General features: G+C 76.3%; 26 protein-coding genes. 15 read left to right on the top strand and 11 right to left on the bottom strand.

Annotated elements, in window-relative coordinates:
- Positions 1-5: 5 nt before the first annotated feature.
- Complete coding sequence (locus NXY84_RS02720) at positions 6-1,436, bottom strand: serine hydrolase domain-containing protein (RefSeq protein WP_258725642.1); 1,431 nt, start codon at positions 1,434-1,436, stop codon at positions 6-8.
- 47 nt (positions 1,437-1,483) lie between these two features.
- Positions 1,484-1,924, bottom strand: coding sequence for a hypothetical protein (locus tag NXY84_RS02715; protein WP_258725641.1), 441 nt, complete (start codon positions 1,922-1,924; stop codon positions 1,484-1,486).
- Between the two features lie 257 nt (positions 1,925-2,181).
- On the opposite strand from NXY84_RS02715, the gene NXY84_RS02710 reads away from it, so the two are divergent.
- Positions 2,182-3,462, top strand: coding sequence for a cellulose binding domain-containing protein (locus NXY84_RS02710; protein WP_258725640.1), 1,281 nt, complete (start codon positions 2,182-2,184; stop codon positions 3,460-3,462).
- Positions 3,463-3,536: 74 nt separating this feature from the next.
- Here NXY84_RS02710 and NXY84_RS02705 read toward each other — a convergent pair whose 3' ends face one another.
- Positions 3,537-3,962 carry a pyridoxamine 5'-phosphate oxidase family protein gene (locus NXY84_RS02705; protein ID WP_258725639.1) on the bottom strand — a complete coding sequence of 142 codons (426 nt, stop codon included), beginning with the start codon at positions 3,960-3,962 and terminating at the stop codon, positions 3,537-3,539.
- A 272-nt stretch (positions 3,963-4,234) separates the two neighbouring features.
- On the opposite strand from NXY84_RS02705, the gene NXY84_RS02700 reads away from it, so the two are divergent.
- Together NXY84_RS02700 and NXY84_RS02695 are read left to right on the top strand one after the other, a co-directional pair.
- The gene (locus NXY84_RS02700; protein WP_396126363.1) at positions 4,235-5,680 is read left to right on the top strand and encodes an MFS transporter; all 1,446 of its coding nucleotides are present in this window, start codon (positions 4,235-4,237) and stop codon (positions 5,678-5,680) included.
- 14 nt (positions 5,681-5,694) lie between these two features.
- Complete coding sequence (locus tag NXY84_RS02695; protein WP_258725638.1) at positions 5,695-6,330, top strand: dihydrofolate reductase family protein; 636 nt, start codon at positions 5,695-5,697, stop codon at positions 6,328-6,330.
- A 127-nt stretch (positions 6,331-6,457) separates the two neighbouring features.
- Here NXY84_RS02695 and NXY84_RS02690 read toward each other — a convergent pair whose 3' ends face one another.
- On the bottom strand, positions 6,458-7,285 hold the full coding sequence (locus NXY84_RS02690; protein ID WP_258725637.1) for a hypothetical protein: 828 nt from the start codon (positions 7,283-7,285) through the stop codon (positions 6,458-6,460).
- 94 nt (positions 7,286-7,379) lie between these two features.
- On the opposite strand from NXY84_RS02690, the gene NXY84_RS02685 reads away from it, so the two are divergent.
- Both NXY84_RS02685 and NXY84_RS02680 read left to right on the top strand, forming a co-directional pair.
- Positions 7,380-8,651, top strand: coding sequence for an MFS transporter (locus NXY84_RS02685; protein WP_258725636.1), 1,272 nt, complete (start codon positions 7,380-7,382; stop codon positions 8,649-8,651).
- 4 nt (positions 8,652-8,655) lie between these two features.
- A complete protein-coding gene (locus NXY84_RS02680) occupies positions 8,656-9,633 on the top strand; it encodes a MerR family transcriptional regulator (RefSeq protein ID WP_258725635.1) in 978 nt (325 codons plus the stop codon).
- Positions 9,634-9,705: 72 nt separating this feature from the next.
- Here the strand turns inward: NXY84_RS02680 and yiaA are convergent, their stop codons facing one another.
- Positions 9,706-10,164 carry an inner membrane protein YiaA gene (gene yiaA / locus NXY84_RS02675; protein ID WP_258725634.1) on the bottom strand — a complete coding sequence of 153 codons (459 nt, stop codon included), beginning with the start codon at positions 10,162-10,164 and terminating at the stop codon, positions 9,706-9,708.
- 165 nt (positions 10,165-10,329) lie between these two features.
- Between yiaA and NXY84_RS02670 the strand changes: the two genes are divergently transcribed.
- Positions 10,330-11,310 carry a DUF2332 domain-containing protein gene (locus NXY84_RS02670; protein WP_258725633.1) on the top strand — a complete coding sequence of 327 codons (981 nt, stop codon included), beginning with the start codon at positions 10,330-10,332 and terminating at the stop codon, positions 11,308-11,310.
- A 42-nt stretch (positions 11,311-11,352) separates the two neighbouring features.
- Here the strand turns inward: NXY84_RS02670 and NXY84_RS02665 are convergent, their stop codons facing one another.
- Entirely contained in the window at positions 11,353-11,901 is a 549-nt protein-coding gene (locus NXY84_RS02665; protein ID WP_258725632.1) for an NAD(+)--rifampin ADP-ribosyltransferase, read from the bottom strand.
- Positions 11,902-12,079: 178 nt separating this feature from the next.
- On the opposite strand from NXY84_RS02665, the gene NXY84_RS02660 reads away from it, so the two are divergent.
- The 4 genes from NXY84_RS02660 to NXY84_RS02645 all read left to right on the top strand — a co-directional run bounded on the left by NXY84_RS02660 (position 12,080) and on the right by NXY84_RS02645 (position 14,901).
- Positions 12,080-12,883, top strand: coding sequence for a hypothetical protein (locus tag NXY84_RS02660; protein ID WP_258725631.1), 804 nt, complete (start codon positions 12,080-12,082; stop codon positions 12,881-12,883).
- 72 nt (positions 12,884-12,955) lie between these two features.
- A complete protein-coding gene (locus tag NXY84_RS02655) occupies positions 12,956-13,657 on the top strand; it encodes a hypothetical protein (protein ID WP_258725630.1) in 702 nt (233 codons plus the stop codon).
- A gap of 30 nt (positions 13,658-13,687) precedes the next feature.
- A complete protein-coding gene (locus tag NXY84_RS02650) occupies positions 13,688-14,278 on the top strand; it encodes a DinB family protein (RefSeq protein ID WP_258725629.1) in 591 nt (196 codons plus the stop codon).
- 47 nt (positions 14,279-14,325) lie between these two features.
- Complete coding sequence (locus tag NXY84_RS02645) at positions 14,326-14,901, top strand: DapH/DapD/GlmU-related protein (RefSeq protein WP_258725628.1); 576 nt, start codon at positions 14,326-14,328, stop codon at positions 14,899-14,901.
- Positions 14,902-14,963: 62 nt separating this feature from the next.
- On the opposite strand, the gene NXY84_RS02640 is transcribed toward NXY84_RS02645, so the two are convergent.
- Entirely contained in the window at positions 14,964-15,374 is a 411-nt protein-coding gene (locus tag NXY84_RS02640; protein ID WP_258725627.1) for an AAA family ATPase, read from the bottom strand.
- 135 nt (positions 15,375-15,509) lie between these two features.
- Here NXY84_RS02640 and NXY84_RS02635 point away from each other — a divergent pair, with 135 nt between their 5' ends.
- Positions 15,510-17,129: an esterase/lipase family protein gene (locus NXY84_RS02635; RefSeq protein ID WP_258725626.1), complete on the top strand. Its 1,620-nt coding sequence runs from the start codon at positions 15,510-15,512 to the stop codon at positions 17,127-17,129.
- A 6-nt stretch (positions 17,130-17,135) separates the two neighbouring features.
- On the opposite strand, the gene NXY84_RS02630 is transcribed toward NXY84_RS02635, so the two are convergent.
- Complete coding sequence (locus NXY84_RS02630; protein ID WP_258725625.1) at positions 17,136-17,894, bottom strand: DinB family protein; 759 nt, start codon at positions 17,892-17,894, stop codon at positions 17,136-17,138.
- A 140-nt stretch (positions 17,895-18,034) separates the two neighbouring features.
- Here NXY84_RS02630 and NXY84_RS02625 point away from each other — a divergent pair, with 140 nt between their 5' ends.
- On the top strand, positions 18,035-18,670 hold the full coding sequence (locus tag NXY84_RS02625) for a polysaccharide deacetylase family protein (RefSeq protein WP_258725624.1): 636 nt from the start codon (positions 18,035-18,037) through the stop codon (positions 18,668-18,670).
- A 241-nt stretch (positions 18,671-18,911) separates the two neighbouring features.
- Here the strand turns inward: NXY84_RS02625 and NXY84_RS02620 are convergent, their stop codons facing one another.
- Entirely contained in the window at positions 18,912-19,586 is a 675-nt protein-coding gene (locus tag NXY84_RS02620) for a response regulator (RefSeq protein WP_258725623.1), read from the bottom strand.
- Positions 19,583-20,707 (bottom strand): sensor histidine kinase, encoded by a 1,125-nt coding sequence (locus NXY84_RS02615; protein ID WP_258725622.1) that lies wholly within the window; start codon positions 20,705-20,707, stop codon positions 19,583-19,585. Before NXY84_RS02615 ends, NXY84_RS02620 begins: the two co-directional genes overlap by 4 nt.
- Positions 20,708-20,968: 261 nt before the next feature.
- Between NXY84_RS02615 and NXY84_RS02610 the strand changes: the two genes are divergently transcribed.
- From NXY84_RS02610 to NXY84_RS02600, 3 genes are all read left to right on the top strand, one after another.
- The gene (locus tag NXY84_RS02610; protein WP_258725621.1) at positions 20,969-21,430 is read left to right on the top strand and encodes a DUF6223 family protein; all 462 of its coding nucleotides are present in this window, start codon (positions 20,969-20,971) and stop codon (positions 21,428-21,430) included.
- An 87-nt stretch (positions 21,431-21,517) separates the two neighbouring features.
- A complete protein-coding gene (locus NXY84_RS02605; RefSeq protein WP_258725620.1) occupies positions 21,518-21,883 on the top strand; it encodes a hypothetical protein in 366 nt (121 codons plus the stop codon).
- Between the two features lie 92 nt (positions 21,884-21,975).
- Positions 21,976-23,514 (top strand): MATE family efflux transporter, encoded by a 1,539-nt coding sequence (locus tag NXY84_RS02600; protein ID WP_258725619.1) that lies wholly within the window; start codon positions 21,976-21,978, stop codon positions 23,512-23,514.
- Positions 23,515-23,597: 83 nt separating this feature from the next.
- Here NXY84_RS02600 and NXY84_RS02595 read toward each other — a convergent pair whose 3' ends face one another.
- The gene (locus NXY84_RS02595) at positions 23,598-25,169 is read right to left on the bottom strand and encodes a histidine kinase N-terminal 7TM domain-containing diguanylate cyclase (protein WP_258725618.1); all 1,572 of its coding nucleotides are present in this window, start codon (positions 25,167-25,169) and stop codon (positions 23,598-23,600) included.
- Positions 25,170-25,228: the final 59 nt, after the last annotated feature.

Raw genomic sequence — 25,228 nt, 5'->3', positions numbered from 1 at the left:
CTCGGCTACCCGTGCTCCGGCCGGGTGCTCAGCGGCGCCCGCAGGTGCCGCTCCAGGAGCGGGCTGGGCAGGGGGACGGTGCTCCACGTCGCGGTGGCCGTCCCGGCGCCGGGGTCCACCACGACGCGCACCCGGTGCGGGGTCGTGACGACGCGCAGGTCGGCGACGAAGGTGTCGCCGTGCCAGGCGCCGGACGCGACGACGGGCCTGCCGAGCGGTGCGCTCTCGCGCCACTCGCCGTGGCCGACGTCGACCGGGAGCGACGGCGCGAGCCGCAGGACCCAGCCACCGGCCACGGGGTCCACGCCCACGGACGTCCCGTCAGGCACCGCCGAGTCCGCCGCACCGCCGTCGAGCGTCCCTTCGGCCCGGCGTCCCGGGTCGGCCGAGCCGTCGACCGGCGCGAGCGACAGGCGGCGCATCCGCTCCGCGAGGGCCTCGTCGTCCTCCGGGCTCGTCGCGGCGTCCAGGCCGGGCAGCAGGCACTCCCAGAGGGCGTCGAGCACCTCCTGCGCCTCGCCCTCGGCGGTCACCGCGACGACGAGGTCGTGCGACGGCACCACGACGCACTGCTGGCCGTAGGCGCCGTGGCCGTGGAACCCGTGCCGTGACCTCCACACCTGGTAGCCGTACCCGCGGGCGAAGTCGGTGTCGTGCGACGCGTCGTCCTTGTACGGCACGGTGTCGACGTGGTGGCGGGTCGCGAGCTCGACCCAGTCGCGCGGCACGAGCTGCCGGTCGCCCCAGCGCCCGCCGCGCCGCAGCAGGTCACCGAACGCGGCGACCGCCTCCGTCGTGAGGTGCAGCCCGTGGAACCCGTACACGGCGCCGTCCGCGACGCGGTCCCACTCGGCGTGCTCGACGCCCATGGGCACGAACAGGCGCTCGTCGAGCAGCTCGGGCAGACCCCGCCCGGTCACCCGCTCGACCATCCGGGCGAGGACGAACGTCGTCGCGTTGTCGTAGGTGTGCCGCGTGCCCTCGGCGTCGACGAACGGGACCCGGAGGAAGCCCTTCACCAGGTCGCGGGGCTCGAGCTGCCACGCCTCGTCGAGGCTGTCGGCACGGCGCCCCGTCGTCATCGTGAGCAGGTGGTGCACCGTGAGGCGACGCGCCTGGTCCGAGACGTCGGCCGGGACGTGGTCGGGCAGCACGTCCACGACCCGGTCGTCGAGCGTCAGCAGACCGTCCGCGACCGCGAGCCCGACGGCGACCGCGGTGAACGTCTTGGTCAGCGAGTACAGGAGGTGCGGGCGCTCCGCGGAGTACGGCGCCCACCAGCCCTCGGCGACGACGTGGCCGCGGCGCACGACCACGAGCGAGTGGCACTCGACGGGCGCCGCCTCCAGCCGATCGAGCAGGGCGGTCAGCGCCCGGGACGAGACCCGCGCGGCGGCAGGTGTCGATCGGGGCAGCAGCGCACGTCCGGAAGGCACCCGCGGACCCTAGCCAGCCGGCCGCGGCGCGGGGAACGGGATAACGCTCAGGCGGCGCGCAGCACCAGCAGGAACTGCCCGCCGCCGGGCTCGACCTGCGTCGTGACCGCCAGGTCGGGGGCGAACCTCGACAGCCGGTCGACGAGCCAGGCGGCGGCCTCGTCGGCGTCCGCACGGCTCGGGCAGCGCGCCACGACCTCGCGGCCGCCCTTGCGACCGAGGCGCTCGACCGTCGCGACGATCGGCGCGGGGTCGACCACGAAGAGCTCGGGCGACCACGGCACGACCGGCGTGACCGCGCCCTTACGGGTGTTGCACGCCCGGTGCGCGAGCCGCTCGGTGCCGGCCGCGGCCTTCTTCGACTTCGCGACGCCGAGGTCGACGCTGGGGCCGAGGTCCGAGTTCACCGAGGCGTCGGGGTCGACGGGCTCGTCGCACAGCCAGCAGCGCCAGGAGTCACGGTCGCCGACGGCGGTGAGGTTGCTCATGCCCGAACGGTAGTGCTCGGGACGGGTCGTCGAGCGCGGTGACCGCACCTGCGGGAGCTCCTGGCCCGCGGCCCGGGAGGCCTCGTCCACGGGGCCCGGCACGTCGGCGAGCGGCGGACGACCTGCCGACCGAACCGTTTCAACCCCCTGCTCAGACGCTTCTCCACCGGTGTAGGTTCGCCGGAGCCTGCGGGCCCCGATCCCGCGGAGACGGTCCGGCGCGACGCCGCCCGGACCCCTGCCGGAGGGAGCGACACGTGCGGAACACCACCTCGTCCCGGGGCCTGAGAGTCCTCCTCGCCGCCGCGGCCGCCGCGCTCGCCGTCGCCGGGCTGACCGCGCCCGCCGCAGGCCTGCCCGGCGGCACCGTGCCCGCGGCCGTCACCGGCGGGTGCGGCCGGCCCGCCGCCCTGGCGACCGGCACCCACACCGTCACGAGCGGCGGGCAGTCCCGCACCTTCCGGCTCGACGTGCCCCCCGGGTACGACCCGGACCGTCCGCACCGCCTCGTCCTCGCGCTGCACTGGTGGCACGGGACGGCCGCCGACGTCGTGAACCAGGGCTTCTACGGGCTCGAGGCGCTCGCGGGCAGCAGCACGGTGTTCGTCGCGCCGCAGGGCATCGACAACGCCTGGCCCAACACGGGCGGGCAGGACGTCGCGTTCGTCGACGAGGTGCTGCGCCGCGTCGAGGGCGCGCTGTGCATCGACACGACCCAGCGGTTCGCGACCGGCTTCAGCTACGGCGGCGGCATGAGCAACGCCCTGGCGTGCGCGCGCGCCGACGTGTTCCGCGCGGTCGCCGTCCTCAACGGCGCACAGCTCTCCGGGTGCGCCGGCGGCACGCAGCCCGTCGCGTACCTCGGGTCCCACGGCGTGGTCGACGACGTCCTCGCGATCGCGCAGGGCCGCGCGCTGCGGGACCGCGCGCTGCGGAACAACGGCTGCCGGGCGCAGCAGGCACCCGAGCCCGCCGCCGGCAGCGGGACGCACATGCGCACCGCCTACACGTGCCGCGACGGCTATCCCGTGGTCTGGCTCGCGTCCGACAGCGGCCACCAGTGGGACGCGCGCGACCGCGGGCAGCAGCAGTCGTGGGTCCCCGGGGAGATCTGGCGGTTCTTCACGTCCCTGCCGTCGACGACGACGACCCCGACGCCCACCCCGTCGGCCACGCCCACCGCCACGACGCCCCCGACACCGACGACGTCCCCCACGCCGACGCCCGAGCCGACGACCCCGGTCCCGGCCGGCACCTGCACCGCGACGTACCGCACCGTCACCACCTGGTCCGGCGGCTTCCAGGGCGAGGTGACCGTGAGGGCCGGCTCGCCGTCGACCTCGTGGAGCGTGACGTGGCGCCCGTCCGGCGAGCGCGTGGACCAGGTGTGGAACGGCACGCTGACGACGCAGGGCGGCCAGGTCGTCGTGCGCAGCGCCGACTGGAACGGGCGGCTGCCCGCGGGGGGCAGCACCGCGTTCGGCCTCCTCGGGAGCGGTGCGGCGCCGACGCCGGCGCTGACCTGCACGAGCTCCTGACCTGCGGCTCGTGACGGGCGGCTGCGCACCCCGCGGTCGCCCGTCGGGCCGCCTGACGCCCGGGCGACGGGGCGTCAGTACACGTAGCGACCGACGGCCTCGGGGTGGAGGACGAGCCGCACCTGGTCCTCCGCGAGGATCGCGGCGAGGTCCCGCGCACGCACCGGGTCCGTCATGTCCCAGTAGCGCGCGGCGAGGCGGGACGCCAGGTCGTGCGCACCGTCCGCCTCGACGGTGACCCGTCCCGTCACCGAGACCCAGTGCTCGCGCTCCCCCACCGGGGCGGCGACGACGATCGACGCGCGCGGGTCGCGACGCAGCCGGCGCACCTTCACGGTGTCCGGCCCGGTGAAGAGCTGGACGTCGCCGTCGTCCGTCACCTCGTACCAGACGGGTCGCGGCTGGGGCGGCACGGGGCCGTCGGCCACGGTGAGGAACCCGTGCAGCGGGCGGCGCAGCAGCTCGAGGTCGGCGGCGGTCAGGGACGTGTCGGTGGTCATGGCGTCTCCTCGGTGCGGGGGTGGCTCACGTCGAGGTCAACGGCGTCCCGGCGGTCGTTCATCCCTGCCGCGCGGCGCGCGGCAGGCGGTCCGGTCAGGCGCTGCTGCAGGTGCACCTCGGCGGTCGGGTGAGCCGCTGCTGCAGGTGCACCTCGGCGGTCGTGGGCACCCTCTCCGGACGACCGCCTCGCCGCCGCCGCCGGTTTTCCGATGACTTCACGGCGGCGCAGCGGTCTACTGCTGAGACCCCGTACGCGCCGGAAGGACCGCCCGTGAGCTCCGACCACCCCGCCACACCGACCGCCGCCGCCGCCGACCCGTCGGCCGCGATGCGCACCTTCGGCCACGTGCTCGTCAACACCGCGGTCGCGAACATCACGACGAGCTACCTGTGGTGGGCACTGACGTTCTGGTCCTACCTCGCGACGCGCTCCGTCCTCGCCACGGGCCTCATCGGCGGCGCGTACATGCTGTTCATCTCGTTCAGCAGCATCTTCTTCGGCGCCGTCGTCGACCACCGCCGCAAGCTCACCGTCATGCGCATGTCCACCCTGGCGACCCTCGTCGCGTTCGGCCTCGCCGGGGGGCTGTTCCTGGCGCTCGGCGAGGAGACCGTCGCGGACCTGAGCGCCCCGTGGTTCTGGGTGTTCGCGGTGATCATCCTCGCGGGCGCCGTCGTCGAGCACATGCGCAGCATCGCCTTGTCCACGGTCGTGACGATCCTCGTGCCCGACGAGCGCCGCGCGAACGCCAACGGCCTCGTCGGCACCGTGCAGGGCGCCGCGTTCATCGTCACCGCCGTCGTCTCCGGTCTGTCCGTCGGGTTTCTCGGCATGGGCTGGACGATCGTCGTCGCGCTCGGGCTGACCGCCGTGACGCTCGTGCACCTCCTGACGATCAGCTTCCCGGAGGACCGGGTCGCGGCCGCCCCGGCGGAGAGCGCCGCCGCCGCGATCGACCTGCGCGGGTCGATCGCGGTGATCCGCGCCGCCCAGGGCCTGTTCGCGCTCATCATCTTCTCGACGTTCAACAACCTCGTCGGCGGCGTCTACATGTCGCTCATGGACCCCTACGGGCTCGAGCTGTTCTCGGTGCAGATGTGGGGCATCTTCTTCGGCATCGGCTCGACCGGCTTCATCGTCGGCGGGCTCGCGGTCGCCAGGTTCGGGCTCGGCCGCAACCCGATGCGCACGATGCTGCTCCTCGTCGTCGCCATGGGCGTGCTCGGGGCGATGTTCACGATCCGCGAGTGGGCGTGGCTCTACATCGTCGGGATCTTCCTGTACCTGTGCCTCATCCCCGCGGTCGAGGCGGCCGAGCAGACGGTCATCCAGCGCGTCGTCCCGCTCGAGCGGCAGGGGCGGGTGTTCGGCTTCGCGATGGCGTTCGAGAGCGCGGCGGCGCCGATCACGGCCTTCGTGATCTCGCCGCTCGCGCAGTTCTGGATCATCCCGTGGTCGCGGTCCGACGAGGGAGCCGAGGCCCTGGAGCCCCTGCTCGGCACGGGCGACGCACGCGGCATCGCGCTGATCTTCCTGGTCAGCGGCCTGCTCATCGTCGGGGCGGCGCTCCTCGCGTTCCGCACGCCGGTGTACCGCGCGATCTCCCGGACGTACCTCGAGGCGGCGCCGTCGCCGGAGGAGGGCCCCGACGACATCCCCGCACCGGACCGCGAGCGCGGCACCACGCTCACGGTGCCCGACGGCCCGACGCACTGACCGAGGAGCGCACCATGGGACTGATCCACGTCGAGCTGTTCGCCACGCTGGACCTCGTCGCGCAGGCGCCGGGAACTCCCGACGAGGACCCGATCGGGTTCCCGTTCGGTGGCTGGCAGGCTCCCCTGCTGGACGACGTGTCCGGCGCGCAGGTCGCCGAGGCCTACGAGGGCACGGACGCGCTCCTCCTCGGCCGGCGGACGTACGAGATCTTCGCCGCCTACTGGCCGCACCAGGCCGGCGGGTCCGACGACTCCATCGCGACGCTGTTCAACCGCGTCCCCAAGTACGTGGCGTCGCGCGGCAGGCCGGACCTGTCGTGGGCCGGGTCCAGCCAGCTCGGCCCCGACCTGGCCCGGGCGGTGCGGGAGGTCCGCGACCGGCACGAGCACGTCAAGGTCGTCGGGAGCCTCAACCTGGTGCAGTCGCTCCTGCGCGAGCAGCTGTTCGACCGCCTCGACCTCTGGGTGCACCCGATCCTCCTCGGGACCGGGAAGACGGTGTTCGCGGGCGGCGCCGTGCCCACGAACCTGGACCTGCTCGAGCCGCCCGCCGCCGGCCCGCGGGGCACCGTCCTCCTGCGCTACGGGCGTGGGGAGGGCGTCCCCGGGACCGGGGACATGAGTGCTCCCGGTCGTGGCGTCGACTGACCCGAGAGGCCCTGCCCTGGCGTGACGCGTGGCGGATCCCGCTCCGGCGACGTGTCGATCCGGCGGCCGCCGTTCGACGCACACGTGAGAGATCCCCGACGCGAGGAGGCGACGCGGCGCCGCGCGCTCAACGCCGCCAGGGCAGGCGGGAGCCGCGCCGCGACGACGGCTGCGTCGCCGGCAGCGTCTCCAGCGCCGCGACGAGGTACACGCGCCCGGCCACGACCGAGCCGGGCGGCGGGGCGTCCGGGTGCTCGGCCGCGGCGAGGCACACGTCGGCCTCGAAGCCCACGGTCCGCACGCGCGCCACGTGGAACACCCCACCCGTCAGCGAGTTGCGGCACGTCCGCGAGCGCAGCACCGTGCCGTTCAGCCGCGCGAACGGCTCCGCCTGCGCCGCGTCCCCGAACACGCCGTAGGAGACGAAGGACTCGGCGGACATCCGCGGCGGCCAGGGCCACCCGTTCTCGGCGTAGTGCGCCGGCGGCTCGCCGTGCTCGGCCCGGTCGGGGTCGAGCAGGGACGCCGGCGACGCCTCGAACGCCGCGACGTCCGGGAGCACGTGGACGTCGGTGCCGAGCGCGACGACACCGGCGCGCCCGCCCGCGGCCGGGCCGGGGCCCACGAGCGCCGACTGCTCGAGGTCCGCCGCGAGCGCGGTGACCTGCTCGCCGTCCTCCGTCACGGCCGCCGTCCAGCACTCCTCGTTCGCGTGCGTCAGGGACCCGAGCACCGCGCCCGGCTCCGACGCGAACGACGGCGTCACAGCAACGAGGCTCCGGGAACCGTCGAGGACGAGCACGAGGCGTGCGCCGTCGTCGTCCTGCCAGCGCAGGATTCGGTTCCCGTCACGCTCGCCGAGCACCGTCGCGCGCCCGGCGGCGAGGCCGACGACCCGGTGGAACTCGCTCTCGTCGGTCAGGTCGAGGCCGATGCACGCCAGGTTCGAGGACATGGCGGGAACCGTAGCGGCGAGCGGGGCGGGGCCGCGGCGGTTTTCTCGGGGCCGCGGTTGACCCTCGACCAGGACGAGGCGCGAGCGTGCCGCCATGACCGTCGACGCGCCCGTGCGGGCGCTCCCCCGCTCCTACGTCGTGTGGCTCTCCGGGTTCGCGCTCGCGCGGCTCGGCGACGCGGTGCTCGCGTTCGCGCTCGGCTGGGCAGCGGCCGAGCTCGGCGGGACGACGGCCGCCCTCGTCGTGACCCTCGGCGCCGCACCCCGCCTCGTCCTGCTCGTGGTCGGCGGAGCGGTCGCGGACCGGTCCGGGGCGCGACGACTCCTCGTCGCCGGCGAGGCGACGCTGCTCGCGCTGACCGTCGCGCTGGCACCGGCCCTCGCACGGTTCGGGACGCCCACGTGGCTGCTGGTGGCCGCGTCGCTCGGGCTCGGCACGGTCACCGCGCTCTGCCTCCCCGCGTCCGGCTCGATGCCGCGGCGCCTCGTGCCGGACGACCAGCTCGCCCGAGCGCTCGCGGTGCGGCAGGGCGTCGGCCAGGTCGTGCTGATGACCGCTGCGCCGCTCGGCGGCGTCCTCGTCGGCACGGTCGGCCTCCCCGCCGTCGCCTGGGGTGCGGCGGTGACGCTCGGCGTCTCGGTGGGCGTCCTCGTCGCCGTCCGGGAGCGGCCCGGACCTGCGGCCGGCGGACCGTGCGCGGGCCGGCCGCGCGCCCGGGGGCTCGACGTCGCCGGCGGCCTGCGGGTGGTCGGCCGGACACCCGGTCTGCGCGGCGCGCTCCTGCTCCTCGGCGCCGGGGCGGCGCTGCTGCTGCCCGTCCCTTCGGTGCTCGTGCCGCTGCTGGGCCGGGCGTCCGGCTGGGGGCCGGGCGCCACCGGCGCCGTCACGGGCGCACTGGGGCTCGGGGTGATCGGTGCGGCGCTGCTCCCGGCCCGCCGTCGCGCACCCCGACGCGTCGGGTCCCCCGCGTCCGCACTCGTCGTGAGCGCCGGCGGGGCGCTGGTCCTCGCCGTCGGCCCGGTGCTCGGCGGCCCCGCGGCGGTCGTGGTCGCCGCCGTCGGCGCGCTGGTGCTCGGGTGCGGCAACGGCACGTTCGTCGCGCTGCTGGCGCCCGTCGTGCTCGGCAGCGCCCCGCGGACGCACCTCGCCCGGGTGCAGGCGCTCGCGGGCCTCGTCCAGCTCGCGCCCGTGCTGGTGACGACGACGGCGCTCGGTGCGCTCGCCGAGCACACCTCGACCGGCTGGGCCCTGACGTCCACGGCCGCCGGTCTCGCGGCGTGCGCTGCGGGAGCCCGGCGTCAGGCCGCGCACGCCGCGGGCTCCCGGCCGGGCTTGACCCTCGCGTGGGTCGAGGGCCCACAGTGAGCGCGTGCCCGACGACCTGCTCAGCATCGGCGCCCTCGCGCGGGCCGCCGGCCTGCCCGTGACCGCGCTGCGCTTCTACGACACGGCCGGCGTGCTCCGCCCGGCCCACGTGGACCCCGTGACCGGCTACCGCTGGTACACGCCGGCGCAGGTCCGCACGGCCCGGCTGGTGGCGAGCCTGCGCCAGGCCGGGATGCCGGTGGCGGACCTGGCGGAGGTCCTCGCCGCGCCCGGCCGGGCCCACGCCGTGCTGGCGCGGCACCGCCGCCGGCTCGAGGAGGACCTGGTCGCGGCCCGGGCCCACCTCGACGCGGCCGGGAGCCTGCTCCCCGAGCCTGCGCGCAGCACGGTCGTCACCGCGGACCTCCTCGCCGCGGTCGGCGCCGTCCGCCACGCGGTCGGGGCGCACCCCGCGTGGCCGGGGCTCGCCGGCGTCCTGCTCCACCTCGCGGGTGCCAGGCTCCGCCTCGTCGGCTGCGACGGCTCCCGCCTGGCTGTCGCGACGGTGCCCGTGCGGCAGCCCTCGGGCCCGCCCGTGCGCGTCGTCGCGCCGCTCGCCCTGCTCGACGCGATCCCGCCGACCACCGCTCCCGACGCGGGTCCGGTGGTCCTCGGGGCCGGCGCTCTCGAGGTCCTCGGGGTCGCGGGCGAGCCGCTCGACGCGCCGTACCCCGACGAGGAGCGGCTCGTGCTGCCGAGCGGGTCACCCGGCGTGACGGTCGCGTCCGGCGAGCTCGTCGAGACGGCCGCGCGGGCGGACGACGTCGTCGTCGTGCGGCTCGACGGCGGCCGGGTCGCGCTCGCGCCGCCCGGCGCGCGGGACATGCTCGGCTTCTCCCGGAACTTCCTGCTCGACGCCGTCCGGGCGGCGCGCGCCGAGCACGTCGCCCTGGCGATCGACGAGCGGTCCGCGCTCCGCGTCTCCCCGGCCGACCGGCCGCACGACCTCGGCCTGGTCATGCCGATCCGGCTGCGTCGCTGAGACCTGCTGCCCCGGGCCCACCACCGGTGGTCGCGTGCGTCACGCCTCCTGCGGGCGGGTCCGTCGGCGCGCTCACTGCCAGGCGGTCGGCTGGACCTCCGGGTCGGCGGGCTGCTGCGGGACGGCGGGCCCGGCGGCGGCGAGGTCGCGCACGTTCTTCTGCACGGCGACCACGGAGAACATGGCCATCGTGTAGGCGAGGCCGTAGAAGCCCTTCTCGGACAGCTCCAGCGCGGCGTTGCTCAGCCCCGTCGCCATGAGCACGAGGGAGACGACGACCATGCTCCACGACAGCCCGAGGAAGATCGACGTGACCGGCACACCCTCGGCGCGGTCACGGACGGACTTCTGGAGCGCGATCGCCGAGAACAGGCCGAGCAGGAGCAGCGTCCCGTAGAACCCCTTCTCCGAGAGCTCCATCGTCGCGTTCCACAGGCCGACCCCGAACGCGGTGAGGGCGATGGCCAGCGCCACCCAGGACGCCCCCACGAACGCGGCGGTCGGTCGGGCGGGGACGGGGTGCTGCGACATGGGGCGCTCCGGAGGTCGGGCTGCCGGCATCGTGCCGGCCGCGCCCATGATGGTGGAGGTCGGGGACGACCCGCCGCAAGCACCTCGCACCACATCACCCGCTGGACGGCCCGCCCGGCCGCAGGCGACTGGGCGCCCGCACGCCGGGGCGGGCATCCTGTGCCGATGGACCCGAGCATCCACCGGGGGACCGCCGCCGTCAGCGAGGCCTACCGGGCGTTCGGCGAACGGGAGGCACGAGGCGTCTCCCGGACCTACGCGACCTGGGCGGCGGGCGTCAGTGAGGACGCCGTCGTCGCCGACCTCCTCGCGACGCTCCCGCCCGGCAAGCGGCAGCCGAACCTCGTCTTCGCCGCGGCGCGGTGGCACGGCGCCGACGGCTCGTACGACGAGCTGCGCTCGACCCTGCTGGGCCGGTGGCCGCAGGTCCGCTCGACGGTCCTCGCGCGGGCGACGCAGACCAACGAGGCCGGACGGTGCGCCGTCCTGCTGCCGTTCCTCGCCGCGCTGCCGCAGCCGCTGGCCCTGCTCGAGGTCGGGGCGTCCACGGGCCTGTGCCTGCTGCCGGACCGCTACTCCTACCGCTACGACGACGGGACACGGCTCGACCCCGCCGACGGCCCGGCCGACGTGGTCCTGCCCTGCTCCCTCCGCCCCGGGGTCCGCGCACCCGGCCGCCTGCCCGACGTCGCGTGGCGCGCCGGCATCGACCTCGCCCCGGTGGACGTGTCCGACGACGACGCGTGCGCCTGGCTCGAGACGCTCGTCTGGCCCGAGCACGCCGAGCGGCGCACCCGGCTGCGCGCGGCGCTGGGGATCGCCCGCCGCGACCCGCCGCGCGTCGTGCCGGGCGACCTGCTCGACGTGCTGCCGGCGCTCGCGGCCGAGGCGCCCGGCGGGGCGACGCTCGTCGTCCTGCACAGCGCCGTGCTGGCCTACCTCGACGCCGCGGCACGGTCCGCGTTCGTCGCGGCGGTCGCCTCGCTGCCCGGGCACTGGATCAGCAACGAGGGCGCGCAGGTCCTCCCGGCGACCGCGGGGCTCAGCCCCGCAGCGGGCGGCCGGCACTTCGTCGTCGCGGTCGACGGGGAGCCGCGCGCGCTCGCCGACCCGCACGGGGGTGCGCTCACGGGGATCGGCGGGTGACCCGCGGCCGCGTGGGGCCACCGGCGCCGTCCGACCCGGGACTCAGTCCTCGATGACGTCGAGCCCTTCCTGGCGCAGCCGCGCGAGGCCGTCGAGCATGGACTGCAGGACCTCGGGCGCGTGCCCCTCCCACTCCTCGAGCTCGGCGACGACACGGAGCGGGTCGCGGGTCCGGTAGGACTGCGTGGGGTTGCCGGGGAACCGCTTGTCCGTGACGTTCGGGTCGTCCTCGAACGGGCCGAGGGGCTCGACGACGTAGACGTGGCCGCGTCCGCCGCCCGCCCGCTCGCCGCTCGCGCGAGAGCCGCCGCCGGGCTCGGCGCCGCCCCGACCATCCTCCCGACCGTCCGTGCCTGGACCGGCGTCCGCAGCGAGCGCCGTCGCGAGCTCCGCACCCCACACCGCGGTCTCGACGAGCGCGCTGAAGTAGAGGTGCCGGGACACCCGCCCCTGCTGGTAGTTCGAGCCGTGGCCCGGGACGAGCTCGGCACCGGGCGCGAGCACGGACCGGGTGCCGTGGAAGAACGGTCCTGTGACGTGGTCGCAGGAGTGGTAGGTGACCGGCGTGCGGGTGACGGGCTGCTCGCTCATGGAGGTCCTCCCGGATCACGACCGCTGTGCGCGGCTGGCGTCGGCGCGTCGGCCCGTGCCCGCGCCTGCCCATCGTGCACCAGCCGTCCGTCGGCGCGTCGCCCCGGTCCAGGGGGCCGCTCCGGGCGTCCGCTACCGTCGCCGACCGAGACCGTCGACGCGTACGAGGAGTGGACCGATGCCGAACCTGCCGGCCTACGACCTGGTCCTCGGGACCGCGGACGACGTGCGCCCGCCCACCCCGGCAGCCCTCTGGGCGGGCTGGGCCGGTCCGGCGGGGCCGGCGATCGACCCGGCGACGTGGCCGCGGTCGCCGCGCACCGGGCAGCCGCTCGTGCACGACGCCACCGTCGCCCTGCCGGAGAGCTACCGTCGCGCGCGTCCCGACCTCGTCGCCGTCGCGATCTTCGACTGGGCCGACGAGGGCGGCTTCCTGCCCGCGCCGGCGCACCTCGCGGCGGCGCTGCGCGGTGACCGGTCCGGGGTCGAGCACCCCGACGACCCCTTCTGGGCCGACGTCGACGCCGCCCGGCCGCACCCCCAGGCGGTCCTCGCGTGCGACCGGGACACCGGCGCCTTCTACGCCGCCGTCTGGCTCACGCAGGACGAGCTCACCGGCCCGCGCACCCCCCGTCCGCGCCAGGGCGCCCAGCTCGACGAGGACGAGCCGGGCATGCAGGCCGACGAGCGGACGCGGCTCGGGCTCATGGGCGAGCTCTGGGCGGTCGAGCGAGTGGGCGACCCGCACGCGGGCACGGCACCCGACGACTCCTTGTGGGACCCCGAGGACGACGAGCCGGAGGTCGACGAGCGGTTCTCGCACAACCACCTCGGCGGCACGTTCATGGACCCGAACGGCGTGGGCCGGCGGGCGCCGTCCCCCTGGTACCTGGAGATCCACCGCCTCGGCGGCCTGTGGGTCGGGGACGACGAGAACCTGGTCCTCGACCTCGACGACCCGAGGCTGTTCGCGCTGCGCTGAGCCGGCGATCGTCGCCGGATCGTGACCGGCCGGGCCCCGCCGAGGCCCCCCACCCCTGGGACGATCCGTCCCATGAGCGGACCTCCGGTGGCACCGCCCGTGCGCCCGGGACCGGCGCCCGGCCTGCGCGGTGCGGTCACGACGCTGGTCGTCGGCCTCGCGCTCGTGCTCCTCGGCGCCGCGCTCGCCGGCCCGCGGGTCGCGGCGGTCGTCGGCGAGGCCGGCGTGTGCGCGATGGCCCCGTGCCGCCCCGAGGTCCCGTCGGTCGGCTTCACGGTGGCGGACGGCGGTGCACCCGTGGTGCACACCGGCCCCCGGTCGGCGCAGCAGATCGAGACCGTCGAGGTGCGCGCGGGCTCGGACGACGGGACGGACGACGGCACCGTGCTGTGGCGCGTCGACCGGGCCGGTGCCGTCCCCGAGGACTGGGACGGGTCCGTGCAGCTCGGCCGCACCCCGGCCGGGTTCCGCGAGACCACGCCGCTGACCGGGCCGCTGCCGGCAGCCGCCGAGGTCGTCGTGGAGAGCGCGTGCGCCCGGAGCCCCGCGACCCTCCCCGCCGGGACGGCCGGCGCGGGGCAGGTCCTCGCGTACGGCGAGGCGGTGCCCTACGAGCAGTTCCTCGCGGAGGACACCGGGTTCTCCGCGTGCAGCGCGCCGCCGCCGCCGAGGCCGGGCAACGTCCTGCTCGGTGTGGTGCTGCTCCTGGCCGGGGCGGTCGTCACGCTCGTCGGCCTCCCGCAGGTGCTGGCGGCGCGCCGCGGGCGGCACTGAGCCGACGACCGCGGCTGGGAGGGTGGTCCCATGACCCTGGACCGCGTGACCACGTCCCTGCACGACGAGCTCCGCTGGATCCGGGCGTCCCTGCTCGGCACGCTCGAGGGATTGTCGGAGCACGACGTGCGCCGTCCTCTGACCGAGACCGGCACCAACCTGCTGGGCCTCGTGAAGCACCTGACGCTCACGGAGGCCCGGTACCTCGGGGAGGTCGTCGGCCGCCCCTTCCCCGAGCCGCTCCCCCGGTGGGACGACTCCGCGGCGAACCGCGCCCACTTCTGGGTCACCGAGCACGAGACCCGCGCGGAGGTCCTGGACCGCTACGCCCGGGCCTGCCGGCACGCGGACGCGACGATCGACGCGCTGCCGCTCGACGCCCCCGGGCACGTGCCGTGGTGGCCGCGGCCCCACGTGCGGCTCGTCGACGTGGTCGTGCACGTGCTGGTCGAGACGAGCCGCCACACGGGCCACGCCGACATCCTCCGCGAAGGGCTCGACGGCGTCGTCGGCACCGGGTCTGCGGCGGGCAGCCCGGTGGACGACGCCACCCGGGAGGCCCGGGCGCGCTACCGGGCGCAGGTCGAGGCCGCGGCGCGGGCCGCCGCCGGCACGGCGTGACCCGGCGCCACCCGGTCCCTGCGGGCGCGCGGTGGCACGATCGACGCATGGAGCTGGCGGAGTTTCTCGACCACGTCGGGCGCAGGGCGACCATCGAGGGCGGGTCGGAGGCGCACCGGTTCCTGCACAGCGCGGCGCAGGACGCGCTGCGGGTCACCGCGGAGCTCAACGGCGGCTACCGGACGCCCGAGGAGGTGCGGGCGCTGCTCGCGCGGCTCACCGGCAGGCCGGTCGACGAGTCGGTCGCGCTCTTCCCGCCGTTCTCGTGCGAGTTCGGCAAGAACCTCGTGCTGGGCACGGGTGTCTTCATCAACATGGGCTGCCGCTTCCAGGACGCCGGCGGCATCACCATCGGGGACGGCACGCTCATCGGGCACGGCAGCACCATCGTGACGCTGAACCACGCGGCCGACCCGGACCGCCGCGCCGACATGGAGCCGGCGCCCGTCGTCCTCGGCCGGAAGGTGTGGCTCGGCGCGGGCGTGACGGTCGTCCCGGGCGTGACGATCGGGGACGAGGCGATCGTCGGCGCCGGGGCGGTCGTGACCAAGGACGTGCCGGCGGACACGGTCGTCGCCGGGGTGCCGGCCCGCGTGATCCGCGAGACGGGGTTCACCGCCTGACCGGACGGCGGCGGGCTCCTGGTCCGACCACGCGCCGGTGAGCGCGCGACGCACCGCGGGGCTCAGGCCCTCACGGGGCTCCGCTCCCCCGGCCGCACGTGCGCGAGGACGGTCGCCACGACCTCGTCGAGCGGCCGCACCGAGTCGACCTGCAGCGCCGCGTCGGCCCACGGCGCGAACTCGGCGCGGACCCGCTGCACCGACCCCCAGGTCGGTTCGGCGAAGCCCTCGATGTCGCGGCGGCGCCCCTCGAGCCGCTGCCGGTGCAGCGCGGCGTCCGAGCAGACCACCTCGACGAAGTGCAGCGGCACGCCCGCGGCCCGGGCGAGGTCCCGCCACTGCCCGCGCGCCTCGTCGACGGCGTTGACGGCGTCCACGACCACGGTGCGGCCCAGCGCGAGCTGGTGCCGCGCGACCGCCTCGACGACGACGCTCTTGCCCGTGCCCGGGAGTCCTGCCATGGCGATCAGCACCCGCCCACCCTGCCACCGCGACGGAGCGCGCGACGGACGTATCAGGGCGCGTCCGGCGCTGTCCTCCGAGCGGACGAGAGCCCGACGGACCGGCAGCGCTGCCGGTCGTCGCGTCCCGAGCGAGGAGGAGAGCCCATGCCGTACGAGGGCGACGGCCGTCTGCCGATCATCTACGTCCGAGGTTTCGCCGGGGGCGGTGCCGGCATCGACACCGCGGTCGACGACCCGTTCTACGGCTTCAACGAGGGGTCGGTGCAGGTCCGGGTCGACGGCGCCGACCGCCCCGCGTTCCACCAGTTCGAGAGCCCGCTGCTGCGGCTCATGACCGACCACGGGTACCGGCTGCTCGTGCACGGCAACCAGGAGGCGTACCTGCGGCAGCAGCCGCCCGGCGCGGTGCCGTCCGCGACGGTGTGGGTGCACCGCTTCTACGACGAGTTCGCCTCGACGCTGACACACGACCCTGCGGGGTTCTCGCTCGAGCGCGCCGCGCAGAGCCTGCTCGACCTCGTGCTGCTCGTGCGCCGCACCACGGGTGCGCCGCGGGTGTTCCTCGTCGCGCACTCCATGGGCGGGCTGATCGTGCGCTCGCTCCTGCAGCGTGTGGTGCCCGACGACGAGCGGTTCGGCGGCACGCTCGACGCGGCCACGGCGCTCGTCGACCGCGTGTTCACCTACGCGAGCCCGCACGGCGGCATCGAGTTCGTCGGCTTCGGGCTGCTCGAGAAGGTCCGCGACCTCACGGGCGTGCTCGGCGCCGACATCTTCGGGCCCGACCGGATGTTCGAGTACCTGACGCCGGAGCGCGTGCCCGGCACCGCCGACCGCGAGGCGTTCCGGCCCGCCGCGGTGCCGCAGGGCGGGTTCCCCGTCGACCGGATGTTCTGCCTGGTCGGCACGAACTCGGCGGACTACACCACGGCGCTGGGGCTCTCGACGCGCGCCGTCGGGCCGCGCAGCGACGGGCTCGTGCAGGTCGACAACGCCTACGTCGAGGGAGCTCCGCGCTCGCTCGTGCACCGCAGCCACAGCGGCCGGTACGGGATCGTGAACTCCGAGGAGGGCTACCAGAACCTGCGCCGCTTCCTGTTCGGCGACCTGGCCGTGACCGCGCGCCTCGTCGGGCTCCGCCTGCCCGGCAACGACACCGACGACACGTCCTGGCAGCTCGAGACGGCGCTGTCGATCCGCGGGCTGCCGGTGGTGCTGCACCAGCAGAGCGCCGCGCACCTGTGCCCGGTCCAGATCGAGCGGCGCACGGCGCGTGACGGCGTCGACACCCCCGTCCCGCTCGTCACCACGTTCCTGTCGAGCACAGCGACCCGGCCGACCGACGAGCGCACCGGGGACACGGTGGCGTCGATGCGGCACGTGCTGCGCCTCCGGCTGGTGTCGCTGCGCGAGCGCGACGGGCTGCTGTCGTTCCTCGACCACCTCGAGCAGACCGCCGACTGGTCGGACACGCTCGTGGTCGACATCGGCCCGGACGCCGGCGGGCGGTACGGGACGTGGGCGACGTGGAGCTCGCAGATCCCGGGCGCGCTGCGCGACTGGGACCCCACGGCGTCGGACCCTCTCACCGACCTCGACGAGCGGCCGGGGAGCTGGCGCGTGCGGGTGCCGGTGCCCGAGGGCTCACGCGAGCTGCTCGGGCCGGACGCGGCGGTCGAGATCGTCGTCGCGCCGCGGTCGACGCTCGACCGGGCGCCGGAGGGTGCGGCCGTGGGCGCGGTTGCGGCAGCGGCTGCCGGCTGAGTGCCGTCACCCGCGCGACGCGACCTCGATGCTGTCGAGGTCCCGCACGGCGAAGCGGTGGTGCTCCCACTCCTCCTCGAGGATCGTGTGCAGGCACGAGAGGGTCGTCTCGGGGTGCTCGGGCGACCACGGGTTCGCGCGCGGGACCGTGAGGTCGTCGACGGTGACGGTCGCGAGGTGGTCACGCACCATCGCGACGCGGTCCGCGCGGGCCTCGAGCACCTCCGCGTACGTCGGCGTGGCGGTCGTGAGCACCGTCACGTCGATGCCCGACGAGGCGGCGCCCGAGTCCGCCTGGCCCAGCGGGTGGAACGGCTGCTCGATGCCGAGGACCGCCCGGCGCAGCCACACGTCGGTCGCCAGGACCAGGTGCCGCAGCGTCTGCGCGAACGACCACTCGCCGTCGACCTGCACGTCCGTGGTGCCGTCCGGCATCGCGTCGACGCGGGCGAGCGTCGCGGCCCACGTGCGCTCGAGCGCCGCCCAGGCCGCCCGGAGCCCGTCGGGGTCCCGCGCGTACCGCTGGCTGCGCCCCGGGAACCGGCGGTCGAGCTCCGCCTCGACGAACGGCGTCACGTCGACCCCGTTGACGAGCAGCCCGGCGTCGCCGTCGGCGAGCCACGGGGCGTCGATCTCGAGCCCTCGCACCTCCACGCCGCGCATGACGACACCGGTCAGGTCGGACTCGACGAACCGCGCGCCGCGCAGGTCCGCGCCGACGAACCGCGTGCCGCTCAGGTCACCGGACCGGGTCGCGTCCTCCACGGCGCCTCCTCGCTCGGGGAGCTCCGGTCTACCGCCGACCGCCCACATCGACAAGGGCCCGATCGCGAGCCTGCGTTGTCGGCTGACGCGGCGGCGCGCCAGCGGGCACGTCGCGGCCCGGGACGTGGTGCGATCGACGCATGCGTCCTGACCCGAGCACCCCGGACGGCCCGACGCGGCGCCTCGTCGAGAGCACCGGCGTCCCCGGCCCGACCGTCGCCCTGACGTTCGACGACGGCCCCCACCCCGTGAGCACCCCGGCGCTGCTCGACGCGCTCGCCCGGCACGGCGTCCGCGCGGTGTTCTGCCTGTGGGGCGACCACGTCCGCGAGCACCCCGAGCTGGTCCGCCGGGTCGTCGCCGAGGGGCACGTGCTCGGCAACCACTCGACGCACCACGACGACCTGAGCACCTGGGACCCGGAGCGTGTGCGCGCCGACCTGCGCGAGACCGCCGCCGCGATCGAGGCAGCCGCGCCCGGGGTGCCCGTCCCGTACTTCCGGGCGCCGTTCGGCGCGTGGGGCGCGACGCCGGGCGTGGCTGCCGGGCTCGGGATGCAGCCGCTCGGGTGGAGCCTCGCGGTCGGCGACTGGGACCCGCCGCCACCTGCCGACGAGCTCCTGCGCCGGCTCGAGCAGGGCCTGACACCCGGCGGGGTGGTCCTGCTGCACGACGGCGGCGGGGACCGCAGCGCGACCGTCGAGGCGGTGGACCGGCTGGTCCCGCGTCTGCTGGCCCGGGGGTGGACGTTCACGCTGCCCGCGCGGCGGGGCTGACCGCGCGATGCGTCGAGCTGTGCCCGCCCAGCGGACCGTCATCGTTCCGACCATGGTCGGGACGGGCCGTCCCGCGCCTTCTCACCGACGACGCGAGGGAGTCCGCCATGACGTCAAGAGGTTCGCTCGGATCCGAGGGCTGGCTCTGGGCCGCCGTCAGCGCTGTGGTCGTGGTGGTGCTCGTCCTGAGCATCACCCGGAAGAACCGGAAGAAGCAGCAGCAGGCTCGTCCGTGCTCCGGTCAGGGTGAGCCGCCCGGCACCACGAGCCCCGACTCGTAGGCGAGCACCACGAGCTGCCCCCGGTCGCGCGCGTGCAGCTTCGTCATAGCGCGGTTGACGTGCGTCTTCGCGGTCAGCGGGCTGATGACCATGTGCGCCGCGACCTCGTCGTTCGAGAGCCCGTGCGCGACGAGCGCGACGGCCTCCCGCTCCCGCTCGGTGAGCGAGGTCAGCGCCGCCGCCCCGGCGGAGGCCCGCCCGGGTGCCGGCCCGCGAACGTACCGGTCGATGAGCCGGCGCGTGATGGCCGGTGCCAGCAGCGCGTCGCCGCGGGCCGCGACGCGCACCGCGTGCAGCAGGTCCTCGGGGACGACGTCCTTGACCAGGAATCCGGCCGCACCGGCGCGCAGCGCGTCGAGCACGTACTCGTCGAAGCCGTAGCTCGTGAGGATCACGACGTGCACGCCGGCGAGCGCGGGGTCGGCCGCGATGCGGCGGGTCGCCTCGATCCCGTCGACCCCCGGCATCTGGATGTCGACGAGCGCGACGTCCGGCAGGTGCTCGCGGGCGAGCGCGACGGCCTGCGCGCCGTCGCCCGCCTCGGCGACGACCTCGAGGTCGTCCTCCAGGTCGAGCAGCGCGCGGAAGGCGCTGCGCAGGAGCGGCTGGTCGTCGACGAGCAGGACCCGGATCACGGCGCGGTGTCCACGGGCAGCTCGGCCCGCACCCGGAAGCCACCCTCGCTGCGGGGCAGCGCGCGCAGCCGGCCGCCGAGCGCGCCGACCCGCTCCTGCATCCCGAGCAGCCCGACTCCGAGCACCGGGGCCGCACCGGGCCGGGCGCGGCCGTCGTCGTCCACCGTGATCGCGAGCCGGTCGGGGCGGCACTCGATCCGGACCGTCGCGGTCGCGGAGCCGGAGTGCCGGGCGACGTTCGTGAGCGACTCCTGCACGACCCGGTAGGCGGTCCGGCCGACCGCTGCGGGGACGCCGCGGCCGTCGCCGTCGATGGTGAGGGTCGCGTCGAGCCCAAAGCCGCGAGCCCGGTCGACGAGCTCGGGGACGTGGTCGAGCCCGCGCGGCGGGGCGGTGTCGTCGTCGCGCAGCGCGGACAGCGTCGCGCGCAGCTCGCGGGACGCCTCCCGGCCGGCCTGCTGGATCGCGAGCAGCGCGTCCGGCACCTCCTCCCCGCGCCGCCGGGCGACGTGCACCGCGACGTCCGCCTGCACGGTGACGATCGCGATCTGGTGCGTGAGCGAGTCGTGCAGCTCGCGGGCGATGCGCACGCGCTCCTCGTCGGCCCGGCGCCGCGCGACCTCCTCGCGGGTGCGCTCGGCCTCGTCCGCACGGTGCTCGGCCTGCCGCAGCGCCTCCCCCGCGGCGGCGGCTGCGACGAGCCAGGCGAGCTCGAGCGCGTCACGCCCCTGCGCGAGCGCCGCACCCAGGTCGCGTCCGGCCAGGAGCCCGACGAGCGGCAGCGCGGCGAGCATCGCGACGCTCGCGGCGACCGTGACGGCGCGGTGGCCGGCGCGCACCGCGGCGTAGACCGCGAACAGGAAGGCGACCGCGGGCACGTCGTACCCCGCCGCCTGGTACCCGACGGCGCACGCACCGGTGACGAGGAGCACGACGACCGGGGCGCGGCGGCCGACCGCGAGCGCCAGCCCGGCGGCGGCGAGCAGCACGGCGCCGAGCGCTCCGGCGGCTCCGGACGGGCGCTCCCCGGACAGCCCTGTGACGACGAGCGCCGCGGCCACGCTGACCGCGACGACCCCGTCGCGGACGCGCGGGGGGACGCCGAACCGTCCTGCGCTCATGCGGGCACCGTAGTCCCGCGCCCCTGGTGGGCGGGACCCTCCCCGGGTGGACCGCCGGCTGCTGCGCACGCGGTAGCCGGGCGGGTGCTGCCGCGCGCGCAGCAGCCCGGTACGGCGCCGGGCGCAGGCCGGAGAGCCTGCGCCTGCACGACGACGGCACCCGCCCGCCGGGCGGACGCTGGCCGCGAGGGCCGACCACCGGAGGCCCCAGCCGAAGCCGCCGGACGCCCCGGGCGCCCGACGCCGACGAAGGAGACCGACATGAGCGCACGCACACCGGGGACGCCGGTCCGACGCGTCCGCACCACGACCGCCGCCACGTCCGCCGCGGTCCTCGCCGGGTGGGCGGCCGCCGCGCCCGCCGCCGCGCTGACCGTCGCCGCCTCGACGCCCGTCACCGGCATGACCCCGGGGCGCCTGGGACCGACGGTGGTCGCCGTCGTCGCGCTCGCCGGGGTGGTCGCCGGCGGGCTCGCGCTGCGCCGCGGCGCGGGAGGGCGGACCGGCGGGCCGGGGTCCGGCCGGACGCCGGCCCTCGCGGCGCTGGCTCTCGGGGTCGTCGGTGCGGGGCTCGGCGCGTTCTACGCGGCGACCGCCGAGGGCGGGCTCGGCACCGGCAACGGTCTGGGCGGCGCGATCGTCGGCGTGGTGCTCGGGGTGGTCGCGACCGCGCTCGGCGGCCTGGCGCTGGCCCGCGCCGGGAGGCGGAGCACCTCGGCCTGAGGGCGGTGCGCGGACGGGGAGCCGGTGGGACGATGCAGCCCCGGGCGGTGCACGCTCGGGTCGGGTCCGACGAGCCGGGAGGGCACCGTGGCGGAGCGCACACGCGGCTGGGACCGCTGGGACACCGGGGCGGCGATCACCTTCGGGCTGCTCGCGGTCGGCGTCGTCGTCCTCGACCGGGCCCAGGACCGCTCGCCCTGGTGGGACCTCGCGCTCGTGCTCGGCCTCGGTGCGGGCAGCTACTTCCTGGCGCGCTGGACCGACGCGCGGACGGCCCGCGACGCCCGGCCGCCGGACACCGTCGAGGCGGCGGTGGCCCGCGTCGCCGCACGCCGTGCGCGTCCCGAGGTGGACGCCGCACCTCCGGCGCGGGTCGAGCAGGCGGCCGCACCCGGGCCCGGCACCCGCCGCGAGCTCCGTCGCGCACGAGGAACCACCCGCGACCCGGCTTGACGAACCCCGGGTCGAAACGATCCGATAGAGGCGAGCGACCGGCACGACCGACCACCGCGAACACACCCACCCCGTCTCGCGGAGGACCTGCCGTGCCCCGATCCCTGACGTCCGGAAGCCCCTGGCGCGTCATCTCCCTGTTCACCGTGCCGCTGTTCCTCGGCAACGTCGTCCAGCAGCTCTACCAGGTGACCGACGCGATCGTCGTCGGGCGCGTGCTCGGGGTCGAGGCCCTCGCCGCCGTCGGTGCCACGGGCAGCTTCCTGTTCCTGCTGCTGGGCTTCGCGTGGGGCATGACGACCGGCTTCGCGATCCCCACGGCGCAGGCCTTCGGCGCGGGCGACGCGCGGGCCGTGCGCCGGTCGGTGGCCGCCGGCACGATCCTCAGCGCGGCGGTGAGCCTGCTCGTCACCGCCGGTGCCCCGTTCCTCGCCGAGCCCGCGCTGCGCCTGCTGCGCACGCCGCCCGAGCTGCTGCCGCAGGCCACGACGTTCGCCGTCGTCACGTTCCTCGGCGCCGCGGCGATCATGTTCTTCAACTACCTCTCGGCGGTCCTGCGCGCGATCGGCGACTCCCGGACCCCGCTGCTCTACCTCGTCGCGAGCTGCGTGCTCAACATCGTGCTCGTCCTCGGGGCCGTGCCGGGCCTCGGGCTGGGCGTCGGCGGTGCGGCGCTCGCGACCGTGGTGTCGCAGGGCGCGTCGGTCGCGCTGTGCCTCGCGCACGTGCGCCGCCGGGTGCCCGCGCTGCACGTGCGCCGCGAGGACTGGCGGGTCACGCGCGACGAGCTGCGCCACCAGCTGCGGCTCGGGCTGCCCATGGGGTTCCAGGCGTCGATCATCGCGATCGGCATCCTCGCGGTGCAGGTCCGGCTCAACGACCTCGGGGCCGACGCCGTCGCCGCGTACACGACGGCGTCGCGCGTCGACCAGTTCGCGATGGCGCTGCTCGGCTCCGCGGGGCTCGCGGTGTCGATGTTCGCGGCGCAGAACCTCGGCGCCGGGCGCGCGGACCGGATCCGGACCGGCGTCGTGCAGGCGCTGTGGCTCACGGTCGGCGGCTCCGCGGTCCTCGGCGCGGGGATCGCGCTGGGCGGGGCGACGCTCGTGCGGGTCTTCGTGGGCCCGGGCGAGGAGGCCGTGGTGTCGATGGCCGCGTACTTCCTGCACGTCAACGGCGCGCTCTACGCGGTCCTCGGCGCGCTGTTCGTGCTCCGCGGCGCGCTGCAGGGGCTCGGGCACACCTGGGTCCCGACCCTCACCGGCGTGCTCGAGCTGGTCTGCCGGGTCGGTGCGGCCGTCGTGCTGGGCGCGTCGTGGGGCTACGAGGGCGTCGTGTGGGGCAACCCGCTCGCGTGGCTCGCGGCCCTCGCGCTCCTCGTCCCGGCGTACGTGCACGCGCACCGGACGCTCGCGGAGCGGGTCGCCGCGCGGGCCCAGGGCCGGCGCGACCCGGTCGTGCTGGGCGAGCTCGCGTCGGGCGGGGACGTGATCGACGCGGTCGCGACGGACGGCGACCGGGACGGCCACGCGGACGCCACCACCGACGCCCCGGCGGGCCCGGGCGCGCGCGCCCTGCACGACGCGGGGACGCGGCGGAGCTCCGACGAGCGCTGCTCGTCGCCCTCCTGACGTCCGGGTCCCGCGCCCCGTCACGGGCCCGACCGGCGCACGGTGCGTGAGGTCCGCAGCCGCCGCACGGGCCTCGGGGTGCGCTACCGCCGGACGGCGCGACGCCGCACCCCGCGCTCGGGCGCGGTGACGACCCGGTCCCGCCCGGCGGCCTTGGCGGCGTACATCGCGACGTCGGCGGCCCGCAGGATCCCCTCCGACGTGCCGTCCGGCGACAGCTCCGCCGCCCCGGCGCTGATCGTGACGCGCACGTCGCCCCCCGGCACCGCCACGGCCGCGCCGGCACAGCGGGCCCGCGCCTCGTCGGCCCGCTGGGCGGCCTCCGGAGCGGTCCGGCCGGGCAGCAGCAGGACGAACTCCTCGCCCCCGAGGCGCGCGACCGTCTCGCCCTCGGCCGCCGCCTCGGCGAGCGCGTCCGCGACGGCGACCAGCACGCGGTCACCGACGGCGTGGCCGTGCGTGTCGTTGACGGTCTTGAAGTGGTCGAGGTCGAGCAGCACGACGCTCAGCGGGGTGCCCGTCGACCGCGCGTGCTCGACGGCGTCGCGGAGTCGCTGCTCGAACGCCCGCCGGTTGTGCAGCCCGGTGAGCCCGTCGCGCGTCGCCTGGTGCGCGAGCTCGGCGCGCAGCCGCTCGAGCTCGGTCACGTCGCGCAGCACGACGACCGTGCCGACCGGGTGGCCACCGTGGTCCGTCATCCGCGTCACGCGCACGTCGAGCACGGCGCCCGAGGAGGTCGTGAGCACGCGGCTCCCGCCGTCGGCGAGCACGTCGCCGAGCTCCGACCCGAGGTGCTCGTCCCACGGCGCACCGATCACGCGGTCGTCGAGCGGCGCACCGTCGGGGCCGCGCAGCAGCACGCGCGCCGCGGCGTTGACGTCGAGCAGCCGCCCGGCCGGGTCGAGCACGACGACGGCGTCCGCGAGCGCCTCGAGCACCTGGCGGGTGGAGACGGGGACGACGCGGCTGTGCTGGCGGAACCGCTCGACCCACGCCCAGATGGCGGCGCTCACCAGGAAGAACACGGGCGTGAGGTGCAGGTTCTCGGACCGCGTCGCGATGACCGTGGTCAGCACGTTGCCGACCGAGGGGACCGTGGCACCGAGGACCGCGACGGCGTAGACGTGCCGGTGCCCGGGCACGGCGCGGGCCATGGCGCGCAGCACGAGCCCGATCCCGGGCACCAGGAGCGCGTAGCTGTACGCGCTGTGCACCCAGAACAGCGGCCCGACGCCGTCCACGACCGCCCCGTCGACGACGTCGAGGCGCAGGAACGCCTCGTGCCACGGGTTCGTGAGGAGCACGAGCCCGAGCACGACGGGGTGGACGCACAGGAGCACGGCGGTCCGGCGCGAGAGCGTGCGGCCGGAGAGCACGAGGAAGTACCAGAACGCGGCACCGACGACGACGGCCGCTCCGGGGAAGACCGCGTAGTGCAGGGCCACGGTCGCCGGGACGGACCGTTCGGCGACGTGCAGCAGCGCGCGTGCCGCGGCCCACTCGGAGGCCGCGAACAGCATGAGCGCGAGGGGCGGCGCGAGCGGCGAGGTCCGGCGGCGACGCAGCACGCGCACGCCCGTGATCGTCGCCAGGACGGCCGCGACCAGGGACACGAGCTCGACGAGCGTGGGCACGGTCACCTCCTCGTCGTCCATCGGCCGGGCACCGCCGGCACGTGAGCGCGCGGGACGCGGTGCACCCGGATGATGCGGGG

Source organism: Cellulomonas sp. NS3 (assembly GCF_024757985.1).
Lineage (GTDB): Bacteria > Actinomycetota > Actinomycetes > Actinomycetales > Cellulomonadaceae > Cellulomonas_A.
Note: the sequence above shows the minus strand (reverse complement) of the source record. Positions and strands in the feature narration are given on the sequence as shown.

What these genes read in the sequence shown, in the direction of transcription:
- NXY84_RS02650 (WP_258725629.1), top strand. Translation starts at nt 13,688, where the DNA reads ATGACCCTGGACCGCGTGACCACGTCCCTGCACGACGAGCTCCGCTGG.
- NXY84_RS02705 (WP_258725639.1), bottom strand. Translation starts at nt 3,962, where the DNA reads ATGACCACCGACACGTCCCTGACCGCCGCCGACCTCGAGCTGCTGCGC.
- NXY84_RS02685 (WP_258725636.1), top strand. Translation starts at nt 7,380, where the DNA reads ATGACCGTCGACGCGCCCGTGCGGGCGCTCCCCCGCTCCTACGTCGTG.
- NXY84_RS02645 (WP_258725628.1), top strand. Translation starts at nt 14,326, where the DNA reads ATGGAGCTGGCGGAGTTTCTCGACCACGTCGGGCGCAGGGCGACCATC.
- NXY84_RS02670 (WP_258725633.1), top strand. Translation starts at nt 10,330, where the DNA reads ATGGACCCGAGCATCCACCGGGGGACCGCCGCCGTCAGCGAGGCCTAC.
- yiaA (WP_258725634.1), bottom strand. Translation starts at nt 10,164, where the DNA reads ATGTCGCAGCACCCCGTCCCCGCCCGACCGACCGCCGCGTTCGTGGGG.
- NXY84_RS02695 (WP_258725638.1), top strand. Translation starts at nt 5,695, where the DNA reads ATGGGACTGATCCACGTCGAGCTGTTCGCCACGCTGGACCTCGTCGCG.
- NXY84_RS02660 (WP_258725631.1), top strand. Translation starts at nt 12,080, where the DNA reads ATGCCGAACCTGCCGGCCTACGACCTGGTCCTCGGGACCGCGGACGAC.
- NXY84_RS02625 (WP_258725624.1), top strand. Translation starts at nt 18,035, where the DNA reads ATGCGTCCTGACCCGAGCACCCCGGACGGCCCGACGCGGCGCCTCGTC.
- NXY84_RS02715 (WP_258725641.1), bottom strand. Translation starts at nt 1,924, where the DNA reads ATGAGCAACCTCACCGCCGTCGGCGACCGTGACTCCTGGCGCTGCTGG.
- NXY84_RS02635 (WP_258725626.1), top strand. Translation starts at nt 15,510, where the DNA reads ATGCCGTACGAGGGCGACGGCCGTCTGCCGATCATCTACGTCCGAGGT.
- NXY84_RS02610 (WP_258725621.1), top strand. Translation starts at nt 20,969, where the DNA reads ATGAGCGCACGCACACCGGGGACGCCGGTCCGACGCGTCCGCACCACG.
- NXY84_RS02690 (WP_258725637.1), bottom strand. Translation starts at nt 7,285, where the DNA reads ATGTCCTCGAACCTGGCGTGCATCGGCCTCGACCTGACCGACGAGAGC.
- NXY84_RS02655 (WP_258725630.1), top strand. Translation starts at nt 12,956, where the DNA reads ATGAGCGGACCTCCGGTGGCACCGCCCGTGCGCCCGGGACCGGCGCCC.
- NXY84_RS02665 (WP_258725632.1), bottom strand. Translation starts at nt 11,901, where the DNA reads ATGAGCGAGCAGCCCGTCACCCGCACGCCGGTCACCTACCACTCCTGC.
- NXY84_RS02595 (WP_258725618.1), bottom strand. Translation starts at nt 25,169, where the DNA reads ATGGACGACGAGGAGGTGACCGTGCCCACGCTCGTCGAGCTCGTGTCC.
- NXY84_RS02615 (WP_258725622.1), bottom strand. Translation starts at nt 20,707, where the DNA reads ATGAGCGCAGGACGGTTCGGCGTCCCCCCGCGCGTCCGCGACGGGGTC.